The sequence below is a fragment of the Allobosea sp. GW821-FHT09G06 genome, assembly GCF_059416005.1.
Genome location: NZ_JBWKOI010000001.1, coordinates 1,842,391 through 1,858,317, shown reverse-complemented (window position 1 = coordinate 1,858,317; position 15,927 = coordinate 1,842,391). Strand labels below are relative to the sequence as shown.

General features: G+C 67.2%; 16 protein-coding genes. 11 read left to right on the top strand and 5 right to left on the bottom strand.

What is annotated here, in order from left to right; genetic code table 11:
- Positions 1 to 55 precede the first annotated feature (55 nt).
- A complete protein-coding gene (locus AC07NY_RS09140) occupies positions 56 to 2,344 on the bottom strand; it encodes a TonB-dependent hemoglobin/transferrin/lactoferrin family receptor (protein ID WP_494583379.1) in 2,289 nt (762 codons plus the stop codon).
- A gap of 396 nt (positions 2,345 to 2,740) precedes the next feature.
- On the opposite strand from AC07NY_RS09140, the gene AC07NY_RS09135 reads away from it, so the two are divergent.
- Positions 2,741 to 4,018, top strand: a complete 1,278-nt coding sequence (locus AC07NY_RS09135) for a flavin monoamine oxidase family protein (RefSeq protein ID WP_494583377.1) — start codon at positions 2,741 to 2,743, stop codon at positions 4,016 to 4,018.
- Positions 4,019 to 4,022: 4 nt separating this feature from the next.
- Here the strand turns inward: AC07NY_RS09135 and AC07NY_RS09130 are convergent, their stop codons facing one another.
- Positions 4,023 to 4,964: a bifunctional helix-turn-helix transcriptional regulator/GNAT family N-acetyltransferase gene (locus AC07NY_RS09130; protein ID WP_494583375.1), complete on the bottom strand. Its 942-nt coding sequence runs from the start codon at positions 4,962 to 4,964 to the stop codon at positions 4,023 to 4,025.
- A gap of 136 nt (positions 4,965 to 5,100) precedes the next feature.
- Between AC07NY_RS09130 and murI the strand changes: the two genes are divergently transcribed.
- The 3 genes from murI to AC07NY_RS09115 all read left to right on the top strand — a co-directional run bounded on the left by murI (position 5,101) and on the right by AC07NY_RS09115 (position 7,198).
- A complete protein-coding gene (gene murI, locus AC07NY_RS09125; RefSeq protein ID WP_494583373.1) occupies positions 5,101 to 5,988 on the top strand; it encodes a glutamate racemase in 888 nt (295 codons plus the stop codon).
- A gap of 175 nt (positions 5,989 to 6,163) precedes the next feature.
- Entirely contained in the window at positions 6,164 to 6,781 is a 618-nt protein-coding gene (gene rpsD, locus AC07NY_RS09120; protein ID WP_199085872.1) for a 30S ribosomal protein S4, read from the top strand.
- A gap of 141 nt (positions 6,782 to 6,922) precedes the next feature.
- Complete coding sequence (locus AC07NY_RS09115) at positions 6,923 to 7,198, top strand: hypothetical protein (RefSeq protein WP_494583371.1); 276 nt, start codon at positions 6,923 to 6,925, stop codon at positions 7,196 to 7,198.
- A gap of 63 nt (positions 7,199 to 7,261) precedes the next feature.
- On the opposite strand, the gene AC07NY_RS09110 is transcribed toward AC07NY_RS09115, so the two are convergent.
- On the bottom strand, positions 7,262 to 7,414 hold the full coding sequence (locus tag AC07NY_RS09110) for a hypothetical protein (protein WP_156407051.1): 153 nt from the start codon (positions 7,412 to 7,414) through the stop codon (positions 7,262 to 7,264).
- Positions 7,415 to 7,614: 200 nt separating this feature from the next.
- Between AC07NY_RS09110 and AC07NY_RS09105 the strand changes: the two genes are divergently transcribed.
- Positions 7,615 to 7,857 carry a hypothetical protein gene (locus tag AC07NY_RS09105; protein ID WP_492287318.1) on the top strand — a complete coding sequence of 81 codons (243 nt, stop codon included), beginning with the start codon at positions 7,615 to 7,617 and terminating at the stop codon, positions 7,855 to 7,857.
- 94 nt (positions 7,858 to 7,951) lie between these two features.
- Here AC07NY_RS09105 and AC07NY_RS09100 read toward each other — a convergent pair whose 3' ends face one another.
- Complete coding sequence (locus AC07NY_RS09100) at positions 7,952 to 8,572, bottom strand: hypothetical protein (protein WP_494583369.1); 621 nt, start codon at positions 8,570 to 8,572, stop codon at positions 7,952 to 7,954.
- A 175-nt stretch (positions 8,573 to 8,747) separates the two neighbouring features.
- Here AC07NY_RS09100 and AC07NY_RS09095 point away from each other — a divergent pair, with 175 nt between their 5' ends.
- The 6 genes from AC07NY_RS09095 (at position 8,748) to AC07NY_RS09070 (ending at position 14,651) form a co-directional block, all read left to right on the top strand.
- Positions 8,748 to 9,746, top strand: a complete 999-nt coding sequence (locus AC07NY_RS09095) for a P1 family peptidase (RefSeq protein ID WP_494583367.1) — start codon at positions 8,748 to 8,750, stop codon at positions 9,744 to 9,746.
- Positions 9,747 to 9,863: 117 nt separating this feature from the next.
- Positions 9,864 to 10,178 (top strand): hypothetical protein, encoded by a 315-nt coding sequence (locus tag AC07NY_RS09090; protein WP_492287315.1) that lies wholly within the window; start codon positions 9,864 to 9,866, stop codon positions 10,176 to 10,178.
- Complete coding sequence (locus AC07NY_RS09085; protein WP_494583365.1) at positions 10,175 to 11,635, top strand: methyl-accepting chemotaxis protein; 1,461 nt, start codon at positions 10,175 to 10,177, stop codon at positions 11,633 to 11,635. Before AC07NY_RS09090 ends, AC07NY_RS09085 begins: the two co-directional genes overlap by 4 nt.
- A 207-nt stretch (positions 11,636 to 11,842) precedes the next feature.
- The gene (locus tag AC07NY_RS09080) at positions 11,843 to 12,631 is read left to right on the top strand and encodes an ATP12 family chaperone protein (RefSeq protein WP_494583363.1); all 789 of its coding nucleotides are present in this window, start codon (positions 11,843 to 11,845) and stop codon (positions 12,629 to 12,631) included.
- 5 nt (positions 12,632 to 12,636) lie between these two features.
- Entirely contained in the window at positions 12,637 to 13,023 is a 387-nt protein-coding gene (locus AC07NY_RS09075; protein ID WP_494583361.1) for a DUF1801 domain-containing protein, read from the top strand.
- A gap of 98 nt (positions 13,024 to 13,121) precedes the next feature.
- Positions 13,122 to 14,651 carry an acyl-CoA carboxylase subunit beta gene (locus tag AC07NY_RS09070; protein ID WP_492287311.1) on the top strand — a complete coding sequence of 510 codons (1,530 nt, stop codon included), beginning with the start codon at positions 13,122 to 13,124 and terminating at the stop codon, positions 14,649 to 14,651.
- Positions 14,652 to 14,660: 9 nt separating this feature from the next.
- Here AC07NY_RS09070 and fabF read toward each other — a convergent pair whose 3' ends face one another.
- Positions 14,661 to 15,926, bottom strand: a complete 1,266-nt coding sequence (fabF, locus tag AC07NY_RS09065) for a beta-ketoacyl-ACP synthase II (protein WP_494583358.1) — start codon at positions 15,924 to 15,926, stop codon at positions 14,661 to 14,663.
- Position 15,927: the final 1 nt, after the last annotated feature.

The window sequence follows — 15,927 nt, the reverse complement described above, 5'->3', positions numbered from 1 at the left end:
AAAAGCCGGCCCCGAAGGGCCGGCTCGTCTGGTCGGGGGGTCTCGAAACGCCCGGTCAGAACTGGTACTTCAGCGTCGCCTTCACGGTGCGGCCCGGCTCGCTGTAGTAGTCGCGGGCCTGGGTCAGAGCGCCGGTCGGGACGTTGACCGCGTCGAAATACTTGCGATCGAAGATATTGTAGACGCCGACCTGCAATTCAAGGTCGGCGATCTGCGGCGCGGGGCGCCACCAGGCCGAGGCGTTGAACACCGCATAGCCCGGCGCCTTGAAGCCGGCATTGGTGCCGGTCGTCGCGGCGACGTCGTCACGCGCGGCGGCGAGCTTGGCCGAGACCTCGGCACCCCAGCGATCGGTGCCATAGGCGACCGCGACGATGCCCTGCACCGGCGGGATCGAGTTCAGGAAGACGTCATCCGTCTTGTTGCGGCCGCGGGTATAGGCGAACGAACCACGCACCAGCCAGTTCTGCGCGAAAGCGTACTGACCGTTGATCTCGATGCCCTGAATCTCGGCCTTGGGGATGTTCCGGAAGCCGAATTCGCCACCCTGCGGATAGAGCCCGCCGGCCGGGGCAACCTGATAGCTCTCGATGAAATTGTCGTAGTTCGTGTAGAAATAAGCGATCGAGCCGCCGAGCTGTCTGTCGCCGAAGCGGACGCCGACATCGACGCCATTGCCCTTTTCCGGACGCAGCGTGGGATTGCCGGCGCGCAGATAGGTGCCCGGCCCGCCGAAGCGGCCGTAGAGCTCGTTGGCCGTCGGCGCGCGGAACGTCTTGGCCCATTGCGCGAAGACGGTGACGTCCTTCACCCAGGGCGCGTTCTTCAGGATGTCGTATTCGAGCCGCAGGCGCGGCGACCAGGCCGAGTCGCTCGACGACGGCGGCAGGCCGACGGGCTGCGAACCGCCCATCGAATAGGCCGGCGTCTGCTGCGGCTTCTCCTCGTACCAGTCGAAACGCACGCCAGGCGTGATGCGCAGGCGGTTGTCGAGCAGGCCGATCTCGTCATGCACGTAAAGGCCGAACAGCTTGCCGTCGACATCGGGCTGGTCAGCCTGGTTGGTGTGCAGGTTGTTGCAGGTCGTGAACGGCGCCAGGAAACGTCCCGAGGCCGGGCGCGCCGGGCAGTTGTCGAGGCCCGAGGAATACTGCTTGAGCGACGAGGCACGCAGCTCCGTGCCCAGCGTCACGCGGTGCGACAGCACGCCGGTCTGGAAGTTCTTCACCACATAGCCGTTGAAGCCGTAGGCGTTCTCCTCATTCTCGTTGTCGCGAATATGGGGGCCGACGATGCTGGTGAAGCGATAGGCGTGGACGATGTCGTTGCGGACCAGGCGCTGCCAGTAGAGCGTGGCATGCGCCTCGTCGAAGAAGCCGCCGGGCTGCTTGTAGTCATAGGAGAGCGAGATGCGGTTGCGCTCGGTATCCTCGCCGGTGACATAGTTGCCGGGGCGGAAGTTGCCGGTCAGCGAGACGCCGGTGCCGGTGAGGGTCTGGGTCCGCTCGGCGCGCTTGAAGAGCTCGCCGGTCAGGCCGAAGCGATGCACCCCGTCGATGGTGTGATAGATCTTGCCGAGCAGGTTGTACTGGTTGAAGTCGCTCGGGCTCGGCGCCGTGCGGGTGACGCCGACCGTCTTGATGTTGCCCTTGCTGTCGATCTCGTGGCCGTCGCGGAAGCCGCCCTGCAGCAGCACGGAGGTGTTGCCCATGCGCGCCGCCACGGCCGCGCTGCCGAACCAGGCCCGGTCCGTGCTGTCATAGCCGGTCTTGGCCAGCGCGCCGTAGGAGCGGCCGGCCTTGATCAGGTCCTCCGGGTCGAGCGTGCGGACCGCGAGCGCGCCACCGAGCGCACCATTGCCGAGCGTGGCGCCGCCGCTGCCGCCGCGCAGCAGGTCCAGCGTCGACAGCGAGTCGAAATCGAAGGCCGCGCTGCCGCCGCGATTGACGCGCGTATCGATCAGGAAGGGCTGGCGGATGCCGTCGACCGTCGTCAGCACGCGCGCGCCGTCGAGGCCGCGGATGTTCAGCGAATTGTTCTGCCGGTTGAAGGTGATGCCCGCCTCGACCCGGTTGGCGAGATCGGTCAGGCTCTGCACCTGCTGGCGGTCGAGTTCCGCCCGCGTCGTGCGCGTCGTCGTCGGACCGTTGAGCAGCGCGCCCCCCGGGATGCCCTCGCCCTGCACGTTGATCTGGTCGAGAACGACGGGACCTTCCGAAGCCTGCGCCGCAGGCGCGATGCGGGTCCGGCCTTGCTGCTGCGCGATCGCAGGCGAAGCCAGCAGCACCACCATCAAAGCGCCGAGCGCGACGCCTTCGCGCAATGTGCCGGAATACGTCCCCATGGCCTTGACCCGTCCTTCTGAACGCTACGGGCCGGAGCCGCCGCGCTTCACAGTTTTAAATTAATACAAACAAGGTCTTATCCACCCCGATAAGACAATATTCGGATATGGAGCGACTCGATAACTGTCAATTGGCTGCCACGCGAAGGACATCTTCCGATGCAGGAAGATCACAATAGTAGAATTTCTCTAAAGAATAATATTGGATCGCATCGTTCTAAGCTGGCCCTCGCAACCCCGCCTCACCATCCCGTGAGGCTCCCGATCTCGTGATCGCGGCCTGCCTCCCGCTCGCCAGCTTCCCGTTGCAATGCGATGGCAAGGCTCCAACATGCGGGGCAGCACGGGACTTCAGAGATGCTCGACCGCCGGACGATCTTGACGGGAACAGGCGCCATGGCCGCGAGCTTTGCCGTTGCCGGCCGGGCAGCCGCCGCGACGGATGCCGATGTCGTGGTGATCGGCGCCGGAGCGGCCGGCATTGCCGCCGCTCATGCCTTGCGCGCCGCCGGGCGGCAGGCCGTCGTGCTCGAAGCGCGTGGCCGCACCGGTGGGCGCGCCTTCACAGACGCCTCGCTTGGCGCCGCCTATGATGCCGGCGCGATGTTCATCCACTGGGCCGAGCGCAACCCCTGGGTCCAGATCGCTCGCGACCTCGGCATCGCAACCCCAGCCGAATCCTGGGGCAGCGGCTTCAAGGTCTTCGCCGATGGCCGGCCCATGGCCGAGCCGGAACGCAACCGCCGCCGGAGTGCATTCGGCCAGATCGACCGCCGGCTGGAGACGGTCGATCTCACCCAGCGCGACATGTCGATCGCCGAATTGCTGGGCGATCTCGGGCCGGAGCTGGCGCCCGTCGCCGCATCCGGCCTGCTGCTCTCGATCGGCGAGGAATCGAGCCGGATCTCCGCCCGCGACTACCAGCGCCTGTGGTCGGGGGAGGATCTCATCGTGCCCTCCGGCTACGGCAATCTCGTTGCGCGCTCGGCCACCGGACTCGATATCCGCCTGAACGAGCCGGTCGAGGCGATCCGCTGGGACGGCCCGGGCGTCACCGTCACCACCCGCTCCGGGACGTTGCGGGCCAATGCCTGCATCGTCACGGTGCCGGTCGGCGTGCTGAAGGCCGGCGCCATCCGCTTCATCCCGGAACTGCCTGCGGCAACGCGCGATGCCCTCGGTGGCCTGCATATGGGCGCGCTGACCAAGATCGCGCTCAAGGTCGAGGGTGACCGCTTCGGTATCGCACCGGGCACGAGCTTCCTCGAAGCGGCGGCGCCGGAACGCCTGATGAATCTCGACATGTTCCCGGGCGGCCAGGACATCGTCATCGGCTATTGCGGCGGCGACTATGCCCGCAAGCTCTCCGAGGCCGGCACCGACGAGGCCCGTGCTCACCTCGTCGACCTGCTGGTGAAGATGGTCGGCGCCGATTTCCGCAAGGGGGTGAAGGAGGTCTCCTTCCCGGCCTGGTGGACCGATCCCTTCGCCCGCGGCTCCTATTCGATCTGCGACCCCGGCCACGAGGCGGCGCGCGACGCCCTCGCCCAGCCGATCGGCAACCGCCTCTTCATCGCCGGCGAGGCGACGGCGGGCGGCGGCGCCATGACGGTCGGCGGCGCGACGCTGGCAGGCCGCACCGCAGCAGCCGCAGTCGCCCGCCTGAAGGCCTGACGCGTCAGGCCGCGCTCGGCCGGAGCGTCAGTTCCCAGTTCTGGCCGACAAGGTCGTGGCCGAAGGAATGGTGCTTTTCCTCGGCCACCAGCCGAAAACCCTCGCCGACATAGATGCCGCGCGCCGCATGCAGGATGTCGTTGGTCCAGAGCACCATGCGCTCGTAGCCGGCGGCGCGGGCAAAACCGATCGCCTCGCGGACGAGCCGCTTGCCGAGCCCGAGCCCATGCGCCCGCCTCTCGACCAGCACGAGCCGGAGCTTGGCGGTCGCCCCGTCCTCCTGCACGACGAAGGCCGAACCCACGGGCCCACCGTCCAGCTCAGCGATGAAGCAGCGTTCGCGACCGGGCTTGAACTCCCGCAGGAACTTCGCGGCGATCTCCGCGACGAGCGCCTCGAAGGAGATGTCCCAGCCATAGTCCTCGGCATAGAGCCGGCCATGGGCGCCGATGACCCAGCCCATGTCGCCAGCGCGATGCTCGCGAATGACGGGAGCCGGGCGATCACCTGTCTCTCCGGAGAGAAGACGCGCTGTATCGGCAAGCGCGGTGACGAGGCGGGCCTGCTCGGACGGCGCGAGGCGTTGCAGGATGGCCCCCGCCTGCGCGTTGGAAGCCTGGTCCAATGGCTGGAAGGCCGCCCTGCCCTTTTCCGTCAAACGCAGGCGCAAGGCACGCCCATCGGCGGCCGAACGAGTCCGTTCGAGCCAGCCCTGCCCCGTGAAACGCTTGAGGATGCGCGAGAGATAGGCCGGATCGAGATCAAGCACCCTGGCCATCTCGCCCGCCTGCCAGTCGTCGCGCTGCGCCAGTTCATAGAGCACGCGCGCCTCGGCCAGCGCGAGACCCGAACCATGCAGGCTGCCGCCGAGCGCCCCCACCCAACGGGTGTGAAAGCGGTTGAAGCGGCGGATCGCGGCGACGGCTTCGGTCTCGACGGCATCCATGGCTCACCTCCACAGCGATGCCAATCCATTTAGTGGACAGAGTCAACTAAATTTCGAGACAGTGGATAAACGCGCCATTGACCGTCTCTTAACCGGTGTCTGGCGGAGTCGGGCTTTGAAATCCCTCGGCATCATCATGCAAGTCGATCTCCTCGCCGGCACGGGCCACCGCCCCCTTGCGATCCCCCGGCCCCGGCCGACCATCCTCGTCTTCGATTCCGGCCTCGGCGGCCTCACCGTGCTCGGCCGCACCACAAGGGCCTGTCCCGGCGCCCATACCGTCTATGCCGCCGACGATGCCGGCTTTCCCTATGGCCGCCTGAGCGAGGACGAACTCGTCATTCGCGTGCTCGCGGTGATGGAACGCCTCGTCGCGCGCTTCCATCCCGATCTCGTGGTCATCGCCTGCAACACCGCCTCGACGCTGGTGCTGCCAGCCCTAAGAGCGCGCTTCGCGATCCCCTTCGTCGGCACCGTGCCCGCGATCAAGCCGGCCGCAGCGGCGACCCGCAGCGGCATGATCTCTGTCCTCGCCACCCCCGGCACGGTGGCGCGCGACTACACACGCGAATTGATCGAGACCTATGCGGCCAGCCACCGCGTCACGCTCGTCGGCGCGACGCGCCTCGCCGGGCTCGCCGAGCAGGCCCTGAAGGGCGAGACCGTCGACGACGCCGTCCTCGCCGCCGAGATCGCACCCTGCTTCGTCGAATCGGACAGTCGCCGCACCGATGTCGTGACGCTCTCCTGCACGCATTACCCCCTGCTGCTGGAGCGGATGAAGCGGCTCGCGCCCTGGCCGGTGGAATGGATCGATCCGGCGCCAGCGATCGCGCGCCGCGTCGCCGATCTGTTGTCCGGCTCCCGCGAGCCTGATCTTGCCTGCCCGGAGGCTGTCGCCGTCTTCACCAGCGGCTCCGGCCTCACCGGCCCCTTGCGGATCGCGTTGGCCGGCTACGGCCTCGCGCAGGTCATCGTCGAGCCGATGGCGCTGGCGAACGGCATTTCGTCGTCCCGGAATTGACTCGAAGCCGGCTTTCCGTCATACGCCCTCTCGTCGCGCGGCTCCTCACGGGGCCGCGTGGCTTTTTCCGCACCCGTGATCCGCTCTTCTTCGGAAGCTGGATCTGTCGCCTCGGCCAAAGTCGAGGAGCAGGAGGGCGCGGTCCTCAACTCGCGAACCTGAGAGGACACGCGATATGTCGAAGCGCCATGAGGCGAAGTACAAGATTGACCGCCGCCTCGGTCAGAACATCTGGGGCCGCCCGAAGTCCCCGGTCAACCGTCGTGAATACGGCCCCGGCCAGCACGGCCAGCGCCGCAAGGGCAAGCCGTCCGACTTCGGCACGCAGCTCCGCGCCAAGCAGAAGCTGAAGGGCTATTACGGCTCGATCTCCGAGAAGCAGTTCCGCCGCTACTACGCCGAGGCGATCCGCCTGAAGGGCGACTCGGGCGAGAACCTCGTCGGCCTGCTCGAGCGCCGTCTCGACGCGGTGATCTACCGCGCCAAGTTCGTGCCGACCGTCTTCGCGGCCCGCCAGTTCGTCAACCACGGCCACATCACCGTGAACGGCAAGCGCGTCAACATCGCTTCCTATCAGGTCAAGCCGGGCGACGTGATCGCGGTCAAGGAGAGCTCGCGCCAGCTCGCCATCGTCATCGAGTCGGCTGCTCTCGCCGAGCGCGACGTGCCTGACTACATCGACGCCGACCACAGCAAGTCGACCGCCACCTACACCCGCACCCCGACCCTGTCGGACGTGCCCTACGCGGTGCAGATGGAGCCGAACCTGGTCATCGAGTTCTACTCGCGCTGATCGGCGGCAACGCCCTCAGCCTTTCGAGGCTGAGACGCAATTCAGGGGATGGCCTTCGGGCCGTCCCCTTTTTCGTTCTGGAGCCGAGCTTCTCGGCATGATGCGGCCGTCGACTGCAATCGAGAGGATGGCGTGAGGGTTTTGAAAGCGATTGCCGACGCGTTAGCGACCGCCGCATTCCTGCTCGCGATGACCGTGGGATTAAGCGTTGCGCAGCCGTCGGCCGCCTCGGCCGAGGTCCGCTTCGGGCGCAATGTCCGCGTCGGCGGGCACGACTTCTCGAATCAGAGCTTCAACCGGAAGCGACGCGCAGAGATTCATCTCTATGACCGCACGCCGTCTCGATCGGGCTGCGTCTGGCGCTCGGATGGCCGCGGCGGCAAGGTGAAAACCTGTCACCTGCGCCGGATCAGGTAGAATGGGCCGCATGACGAAGCGGCAAAGGCGGTCCTGGTCGGGATGAAGAGGACTATCCGCGGCTCAGAGATGCGAGCCGACCTCATTGCGGAAGAAGTAGCAGCCCACGCCCACGCAGCCGATCAGGATCGACAGTGCGTAGGGACCGAACAGGCAGACGATGAAGACGGAGCCGATGAAGGCCCGCATCGCCCAGCATGACCATGTCTGCTTCATGGTTCACCTTTCGCATCGCAATCACTGACAAAGCGTAAATGGCGAGCCGTGAATCCAACCTGAATGGATATGGTAAACGCCTGAATTCCCAGCGAATTCCATGCGTTAGTAATTTTGGCGAAAGCGGGGCGAGATCGTTCTTCTCCGTATCTCCCGATCGCGGGGTAGCGTAGCGTCATCGTTCCGGAGAGGAGATTCGCATGAAAAGACTTCTGCTGACGGCTTTCGCCCTGTGCTGCATGGCCGGCGCCGCCCAGGCGCAAAGCTGCAACCTTCAAGCCTCGGACAAGAAGCTCGCCGGCGCCGCCAAGACGAGCTTCCTGACCAAATGCGAGAAGGATGCCGGCGCCGCCTGCGACAAGCAGGCCGCCGACAAGAAGCTGGCGGGCGCCGCCAAGAACAGCTTCACCAAGAAATGCGTCTCGGATGCCGTCGGCACCTGAAGCCAACGCCGTCTAACCACATGAAGAGAGCCGCGTCCGGATCCGGACGCGGCTCTCTTCAATCATGGGTCTGGCAACGGATTGAGGTCAGCGCTCAATCGTCGTGCTGGTCGTCGCGATCGCGCCACTGTCTGCGCTCGCCACGATCCCGGCGCTCGCCGCGATCGTCGTCATGCCAGCCGCCGCGCCAGGCGCGCATCTCGCGGAAACGCTCGCGCCCTTCCGCCATCGCCTCGCGCACCGAGCGGCGCAGCACCGTCTTCTGCTCGTCGCTGAGCGTCGTCCAGAGCGGGCGCACGGCATCGGCGAGTTCCTTGGAGCGGGCAGCGCGCTCGCCCTGCTGGTTGGCGGTCGCGTCGAGCCGCTCCATCAGGTCGGCATGGCGCAACGCCTCGCGCCGCTCGCGCATCTGGTTCCAGACGGCGCCACGATCGGCGCTGCGCTGCTTGATGAGGCCCTCGACCTTGTCGAACAGCGCCGTCTGCTCGGGCCTCAGCTTGAGATCGGCCCGCACTTTCGACAGGCGCTCGTCGAGCCGCGCCTTGGCACGCTCGGCCCGGCGCTCACGCCATTCGTCGCGGCGCTGCTCGCGGCTCTCGGTGCGCTCCTGCTTCTGGTCGCCGCCCGCGGGTGGAACCGGTTGCGGCTGCGCCAGCGCGAAGCTGCCGGCGAGCATCGCGATCGACGATGCGGCGATGAGGGCGATGGGTTTCACGGAGCAACCTCCCTTGAAGCAGTCAGTCGAAGCGTCGCGCAGCGGGTCTCGAAGCCGATAGGCGATGACACCAGCCTGATCCTGCAGGCCTGACCCGGCAATGGCCAGCAGATGAAAAGATCGTAATGTAGCAACAACGCCTTCGGCGCGATTCGGTTCGCCATCGGGTTTCCTCATGCACAACCTCATCACCGATGTTCGCGGCCTGCTCGTTGGCCAGGCGCATGACGCTACAGCAGCGACCGGCGTCACGGCCGCGATCTTCGAACGGCCCACCATCGCCTCGGCCGCCGTGCTAGGCGGCGCGCCCGGCACCCGCGACACCGCCCTGCTCATTCCCGAGATGACCGTCGAGCATATCGATGCGATCGTGCTCTCGGGCGGATCGGCCTGGGGCCTTGGCGCGGCAGACGGCGTGATGCACTGGCTGGCCAAGGAGGGACGCGGCTTTCCGGTCGGCGCCTTCCGCGTGCCGATCGTCCCGCAGGCGATCCTGTTCGACCTGATGAATGGCGGCGAAAAGCCCTGGGCGCGTGGCGAAGGCGAGACACCCTATGCCCGCCTCGGTGCCGAAGCTGCCGCCGCCGCTTCCGCCAGTTTCGCGCTCGGCTCGGCCGGCGCAGGTTACGGCGCGACGACCGCGACCTTGAAAGGCGGCCTCGGCTCGGCGAGCGCGCGGGCGGCGACCGGGCAGATCGTCGGCGCTCTCGTCGCAGTCAACGCCGTCGGCAGCGCCACGATCGGCGACGGCCCGCATTTCTGGGCAGGCCCTTACGAGCGCGATGGAGAATTCGGCGGCCTCGGCTGGCCCGCGACCATCACGCCCGAGGACACGGCCCTGCGCTTCAAGGGCGGCACCGGCCAGAACACCACAATCGCGCTCGTCGCGACCGATGCCGTGCTGACCAAGCCGCAGGCGCGCCGCCTCGCGCTCGCCGCCCATGACGGGCTCGCGCGTGCGCTCCGCCCGGCCCATGCACCGCTTGACGGCGACATCGTCTTCGCCGCGGCGACGGGCTACAGCGGCGCTCCCTCGGATGCCTTCGCGATGACGGAGCTTTGCGCCACCGCGGCCGATGTGCTGGCCCGCGCCGTGGCGCGCGGCGTCCATGCCGCCACAGCCCTGTCCTTCCCCGGCGCCAGGCCCGCCTGGCAGGATCGCTTCAGACCCTGAATCGGAATCAGGCACATACCGCAACGTTAGCGAAGCAATTTACCAAGCATAAAGCCGGCCTCCGTAACCTGCCCGTCTAGGTTTCCGTCTGCCTGACCGGACAACCGGGAGGATCATATGCGCGAGATCGGTTTCGGCCTGATCTGCGGCGTCGCGATGGCGGTCGCCGCTCTCCTGATTGCAGCCTGGCCCGCGCCGGGGCGGCCGATGGCGGCCTTCTTCCCCGCTGGAACCGGTACGGCGGAAATCGCTCAGGCCGTCACCGGCGCGAGCGGCAGCCTCCTGCAGATCGATTCAGGCTCCTCGGTCGCCTTCACCATGGGAGAACGCGACGGCTTCGTCTCGGCGCTCTACGGCGCGGGAGCCTGGCTCGTCATCGATGCGGCCTTTGCCAAGCTCTGCACCGGGAGTGCCCCAGGGAGCAGCCGATGAACGACGTCCTGCGCTTTCGCGAGCGCTTCTCCCGCTTCCTGATTGCGATCCTCTGGGCGAACGCCGCCTTTCTGGCGCTCGGAACGCCGTCGGGCTCGCCGCTGAGAAGCCCCACTCTCGTACTCGCAGTCGTCGTGCTGGCGGTGCTGGGGACGATGGTCTGGCGCATCGAGCGCACCGGCTGGATCACGCGCCAGATCACGAGCATCGTGACCATGGGCCAGGTCATGCTGCTGGTCTATGCCTTCGCCGGCCATCCCTACCAGTCCGACATGCACATGTACTTCTTCGCCATGCTGGCGGTGCTCGCCGGCTGGCTGGACTGGCGCATCTTCATCCCCGCGACACTGGCCATCGTCGTGCATCACCTCGCATTGAGCCTGCTGTTCCCCGGCGCGGTCTTCCTCAACGGCAACCAGATCGACCGCGTGCTGCTGCACGGCCTGATCGTGGCCGTGCAATCGGTCGCGCTCAGCTGCGTTGTCTGGTCGCTGCGCCAGTCGCTCGAGATTTCGGCGCACGAGCGTGATGCGGCCGATGCCGCCCGCGCCGCGGCGGATGAGGCACGTCAGGATCTCGCCGAGACGATGGAACGGGGCGCCCTCGTCCGCCGTCAGGTCCTGCACAACGTCGCCGACGATTTCGAGCGCGAGATCGCCGGCATCGCGCGTGACGTCATCGCTTCCGTGCAGTCCCTGCGCATCGCCTCGCAGCAGATGAAGACCGGCGCGGTCGAGGTGTCCGAACGGTCCAGCGCGGCGTCGCAATCCTCGCGCCAGACCTCCTCCAACGTCGTCGCCGTCACGCAAGGCACGGCGGAGCTGGCGCATTCCTTCGCCGAGGTCGACCGCCAGGTCGCGGAAACCACCCGTGTCGTCGGCGAGACCACCCGGCAGGCTCAGGCCGTGCTCGATACGGTCGGCGAGTTGTCGCGCAAGGCCGGCCAGATCGGCGACATCACCGACGCGATCTCGACCATCGCCAAGCACACCAACCTGCTCGCGCTGAACGCCTCGATCGAGGCCGCCCGCCTCGGCCATTCCGGCGGCGGCTTCACCATCGTCGCCCAGGAGATCAAGTCGCTCGCCAACCAGACCTGGCGCGCGACTGAGGAAATCCAGAACCAGATCGGCGCCATCCGCGACTCCAGCTCCGAGGCGATCGGCGCGATCGACGCCATGAACGCCACCGTCGGCTCGCTCAACCAGATCTCCGGCAATGTCGCGACGGTGGTCGAGCAGCAGAATGCCGCCGCCGCAAACATCGCCCAGATCATCCGGCGCGCCGCCGACGAGACCGTCTTCGCCGCCGGCCATATCGACATCGTCAGCCGCATCGCCGCGGAAACCGACGAGGCCGCCAGCCATGTCGCCGAATCCGCCGACAAGCTCTCGCGCCAGTCGGTGCATCTCGACACGGAGGTCGCGCAGTTCCTCGGCCGGATCCGCGCCGCCTGAGAGTCTGTTTGGAAACTCCCGCAGCCCTCATCCTGAGGAGCCATTCTCTTGAGAATGGCGTCTCGAAGGATACTTCAGGGGGCTCCGGAGATCACTGGAACACCCTTCGAGACGCCGCTTCGCGGCTCCTCAGGATGAGGGCTGTGTTTCCAAACGGGCTCTGAACGCGGGTTTCCCTGCCGGGCGCGAATGCGCTATGGCGGGGCCATGTCCACCGACGATTTCCTCGCCCGTTTCGGCTCGCCCGGCGCCAGCCAGCCCGACCCCGTCGCCGCAGCCCAGCAGGCGATGCGCAATCCCCTGCCCGCCCGCTTCTACAAGGAGGCCGGCGTTCTGGAGCGGGACGGTCTATTCCATGTCGCCCTCGACGGCAAAACGGCGCGGACCCCGGCCCGCAAACAGCTCGCGGTGACCTCCCGCCCCGTCGCGGAAGCTCTCGCCGTCGAATGGCAGGCACAGGCCGAACGCATCGACCCCGCCCGGATGCCTCTGACCCGACTCGTCAATTCCGCGCTCGACGGCGTCGAGAACCAGCAGGAGGCCGTGCGCGCCGAGATCGTCCGCTATGCCGGCTCCGATGCGCTCTGCTACCGCGCTGGCGAGCCCGAGGCGTTGGTCGAACGGCAGAACGAAATCTGGCAGCCGATCCTCGGCGATATCGAGGCACTGATCGGCGCCCGCTTCCTGCTGGCGGAAGGCATCGTGTTCGCGCAGCAGCCGGAGGAGACGCTCGCGGCCGTCGCCCGCCACGTCGGGAAAATCCCCGCCCCGCTCGCGCTCGCCGGCGCCCATAACGTCATGACGCTGACCGGCTCGGCCATCCTCACGCTGGCGCTGGCAAACCGGCGGATCGATCCGGACACCGTCTGGGATGCCGCCCATCTCGACGAGGACTACCAGATCGGCATCTGGGGCCAGGACGAGGAAGCAGTAGAGCGCCGCGTCATCCGCCGCCGCGAATTCGACGCGGCCGTACTGTTGCTGCTGAAAGGCTAGGCACGATGAAAATGGGGCCGGCGGCGACATCTCCCGATGCTTACGTCGAAGCCCTCTCCGGCTGGCAGCGCGCCCTCGTCGAGCAGTTGCGGCGGGATGTCCGCGCCGCCGCCCCGCTCGACGAGCGGATCAAATGGACCCATCTCGTCTATTTCTCGAACGGACCGCTCCTGCTGATCCGCGCCGAGGACAAGCGCGTCCTGTTCGGCTTCTGGCGCGGCAAGCGCCTGCGCGAGGTCGCGCCGCGCCTCAAGGCCGGCGGCAAATACGAACTGGCGACCTGGGAATTGCGCGAGGGCGACAGCGTCGACCCCGCGCTGGTGACGAAGCTGGTTCAGGAAGCCGTCCAACTGAACGACGCGCTCGGCAATCCGGCCGCACGTTCCGCATGATTGCGGTTCCCGCTTCAGCAAACGTCGTAATGGACTCATGCGCGATCGCCGCTTAAGCCGGCTTTTGAGACGCGATTTCCGGCCGGGAGCCTGCCGCCATGAAGGACATCCTCGAACAGCTCGAAACCCGCCGCGAGGGCGCCCGCAAGGGCGGCGGCGAGCGCCGCATCGAGGCGCAGCACAAGCGCGGCAAGCTGACGGCGCGCGAGCGCATCGAGCTCCTGCTCGACAAGGACTCCTTCGAGGAGTTCGACATGTTCGTGCAGCATCGCGCCGTCGATTTCGGCATGGACAAGGCCGAGAAGATCCCCGGCGACGGCGTCGTCACCGGCTGGGGCACGGTCAACGGCCGCACCGTCTTCGTCTTCTCGAAGGACTTCACCGTCTTCGGCGGCTCGCTGTCGGAGACGCACGCCCAGAAGATCATCAAGATCCAGGACATGGCGCTGAAGATGCGCGCGCCGATCGTCGGCCTGTTCGATGCCGGCGGCGCCCGCATCCAGGAAGGCGTCGCGGCCCTCGGCGGTTATGGCGAGGTCTTCAAGCGGAATGTGCAGGCTTCGGGGGTCATCCCCCAGATCTCGGTGATCATGGGTCCCTGCGCCGGCGGCGACGTCTATTCGCCGGCGATGACCGATTTCATCTTCATGGTCCGCGACACCTCCTACATGTTCGTCACCGGCCCGGAGGTGGTGAAGACCGTCACCAACGAGACCGTGACCTCCGAGGAACTCGGCGGCGCCAAGGTTCACACGTCGAAGTCCTCGGTCGCCGACGGCTCCTTCGAGAACGATGTCGAGGCGCTCCTACAGGTGCGCCGCCTGCTCGACTTCCTGCCGGCGAACAACACGGCCGGCGTGCCGGAATGGCCGTCATTCGACGTGCCTGATCGCGTCGACATGAGCCTCGACACGCTTGTGCCCGACAATCCGAACAAGCCCTACGATATCAAGGAATTGATCCTGAAGACGGTCGACGAGGGCGACTTCTTCGAGATCCAGCAGGCCTATGCCGGCAATATCGTCACCGGCTTCGGCCGCATCGAAGGCCGGACCGTCGGCATCGTCGCCAACCAGCCGATGGTGCTGGCCGGCGTGCTCGACTCGGACGCCTCGCGCAAGGCCGCCCGCTTCGTGCGCTATTGCGACGCCTTCGAGATTCCGATCGTCTCGCTCGTCGACGTTCCCGGCTTCCTTCCGGGCACGGCGCAGGAATATGGCGGCCTGATCAAGCACGGCGCCAAGCTGCTCTTCGCCTACTCCGAATGCACAGTGCCGCTGGTCACGATCATCACCCGCAAGGCCTTCGGTGGCGCCTATGACGTGATGGCCTCGAAGCATATCGGCGCCGACGTCAACTATGCCTGGCCGACGGCGCAGATCGCGGTGATGGGCGCCAAGGGCGCGGTCGAGATCATCTTCCGTGGCGGCGATGCGGAAACCATCGCGCGCCAGACCAAGGAATATGAGGACCGCTTCATGTCCCCCTTCGTCGCGGCCGAGCGCGGCTATATCGACGAGGTGATCATGCCGCACTCGACACGCCGCCGCATCGCCCGGGCCCTCGCCATGCTGCGCACCAAGAGCGTCGAACGCCCCTGGCGCAAGCACGACAACATTCCGCTCTGAATCGGCTGCTTACGGCCAGCGCCTGAACACGGCGCTGGCATTCACGCCGCCGAAGCCGAAGCCGTTCGAGATGGCATGCTCCATCGCGAGCGGCCGCGCTGTCTTCGCAACGAGGTCGAGCCCGGCCGCCGCCTCGTCCGGGTTCTCCAGATTGAGCGTCGGCGGGGCGATCTGGTCGCGCAGCGCAAGGATCGTGAAGATCGCCTCCAGCCCGCCGGCCGCGCCGAGTAGATGGCCGGTCGCGGATTTCGTCGCGCTGATCGCGATGCCGCCCTCATCACCGAACACCGCCTTGATCGCGGCAAGCTCGCCACGGTCGCCGACCGGGGTCGAGGTCGAATGGGCGTTGAGATGGGCGATATCGGCCGGACGGAGACCTGCCTGTCTCAGCGCGGTCTCCATCGCCCGCCGCGCGCCGGAGCCGTCCTCGGGTCCCGAGGTGATGTGATAGGCGTCGGCGCTGGTGCCGTAGCCGGTCAGCTCCGCCAGGATCGTCGCGCCGCGCGCCTGCGCATGCTCCAGCGCCTCGATCACCAGAAGCCCGGCGCCCTCGCCCATGACGAAGCCGTCGCGATCCCGGTCGAAGGGTCGCGAAGCCTTCTCCGGTTCGTCGTTGAAGCCGGTCGAGAGTGCGCGGGCCGCCGCGAAACCGCCGAGCGCGACGAGATCGACGCAGGCCTCGGTGCCGCCGCAGAGCGCGATATCGACCTCGCCAGCCCGGATCATGCGGGCCGCATCGCCGATCGCCTGCACGCCGGCGGCACAGGCCGTGACGGGCGCGCCGATCGGCCCCTTGAAGCCGTGTTCGATCGAGACATGGCCGGCGGCCAGATTGACGAGGAAGGACGGGATCGTGAAGGGCGAGAGCCGGCGCGCCCCGCGCTGGTCGACAGTCCGCACGGCTTCCGCGATCGCCGGGAAGCCACCGATGCCCGAGGCGATCACCGTCGCGGTGCGCTCGCGCTCGGCCTCGCTCTGCGGCCGCCAGCCGGCCTGCGCCAGTGCCTCCTCGGCGGCGACCAGCGCGAACTGGATGAAGCGATCCATCTTGCGCTGGTCCTTCGGTGCGATCACCGCATCGGGATCGAAGCCGCCCTCGGCATCCTCGGCCTTGAGCGGCACGATGCCCGCGACCTTGGCCGGCAGCGTCTCGACGATCGCATCCGGCAGGCGCCGCAGCCCGGAGCGTCCAGCAAGCAGGCGCTGCCAGACGATCTCGGTCCCGCAGCCGAGCGGCGAGACCACGCCCATTCCGGTGACGACAATACGGCGCATG

Coding starts and splice junctions, on each gene's coding strand:
- AC07NY_RS09140 (WP_494583379.1), bottom strand. CDS start 2,344: ATGGGGACGTATTCCGGCACATTGCGCGAAGGCGTCGCGCTCGGCGCT.
- AC07NY_RS09135 (WP_494583377.1), top strand. CDS start 2,741: ATGGCCGCGAGCTTTGCCGTTGCCGGCCGGGCAGCCGCCGCGACGGAT.
- AC07NY_RS09130 (WP_494583375.1), bottom strand. CDS start 4,964: ATGGATGCCGTCGAGACCGAAGCCGTCGCCGCGATCCGCCGCTTCAAC.
- murI (WP_494583373.1), top strand. CDS start 5,101: ATGCAAGTCGATCTCCTCGCCGGCACGGGCCACCGCCCCCTTGCGATC.
- rpsD (WP_199085872.1), top strand. CDS start 6,164: ATGTCGAAGCGCCATGAGGCGAAGTACAAGATTGACCGCCGCCTCGGT.
- AC07NY_RS09110 (WP_156407051.1), bottom strand. CDS start 7,414: ATGAAGCAGACATGGTCATGCTGGGCGATGCGGGCCTTCATCGGCTCC.
- AC07NY_RS09105 (WP_492287318.1), top strand. CDS start 7,615: ATGAAAAGACTTCTGCTGACGGCTTTCGCCCTGTGCTGCATGGCCGGC.
- AC07NY_RS09095 (WP_494583367.1), top strand. CDS start 8,748: ATGCACAACCTCATCACCGATGTTCGCGGCCTGCTCGTTGGCCAGGCG.
- AC07NY_RS09090 (WP_492287315.1), top strand. CDS start 9,864: ATGCGCGAGATCGGTTTCGGCCTGATCTGCGGCGTCGCGATGGCGGTC.
- AC07NY_RS09085 (WP_494583365.1), top strand. CDS start 10,175: ATGAACGACGTCCTGCGCTTTCGCGAGCGCTTCTCCCGCTTCCTGATT.
- AC07NY_RS09080 (WP_494583363.1), top strand. CDS start 11,843: ATGTCCACCGACGATTTCCTCGCCCGTTTCGGCTCGCCCGGCGCCAGC.
- AC07NY_RS09075 (WP_494583361.1), top strand. CDS start 12,637: ATGAAAATGGGGCCGGCGGCGACATCTCCCGATGCTTACGTCGAAGCC.
- AC07NY_RS09070 (WP_492287311.1), top strand. CDS start 13,122: ATGAAGGACATCCTCGAACAGCTCGAAACCCGCCGCGAGGGCGCCCGC.
- fabF (WP_494583358.1), bottom strand. CDS start 15,926: ATGCGCCGTATTGTCGTCACCGGAATGGGCGTGGTCTCGCCGCTCGGC.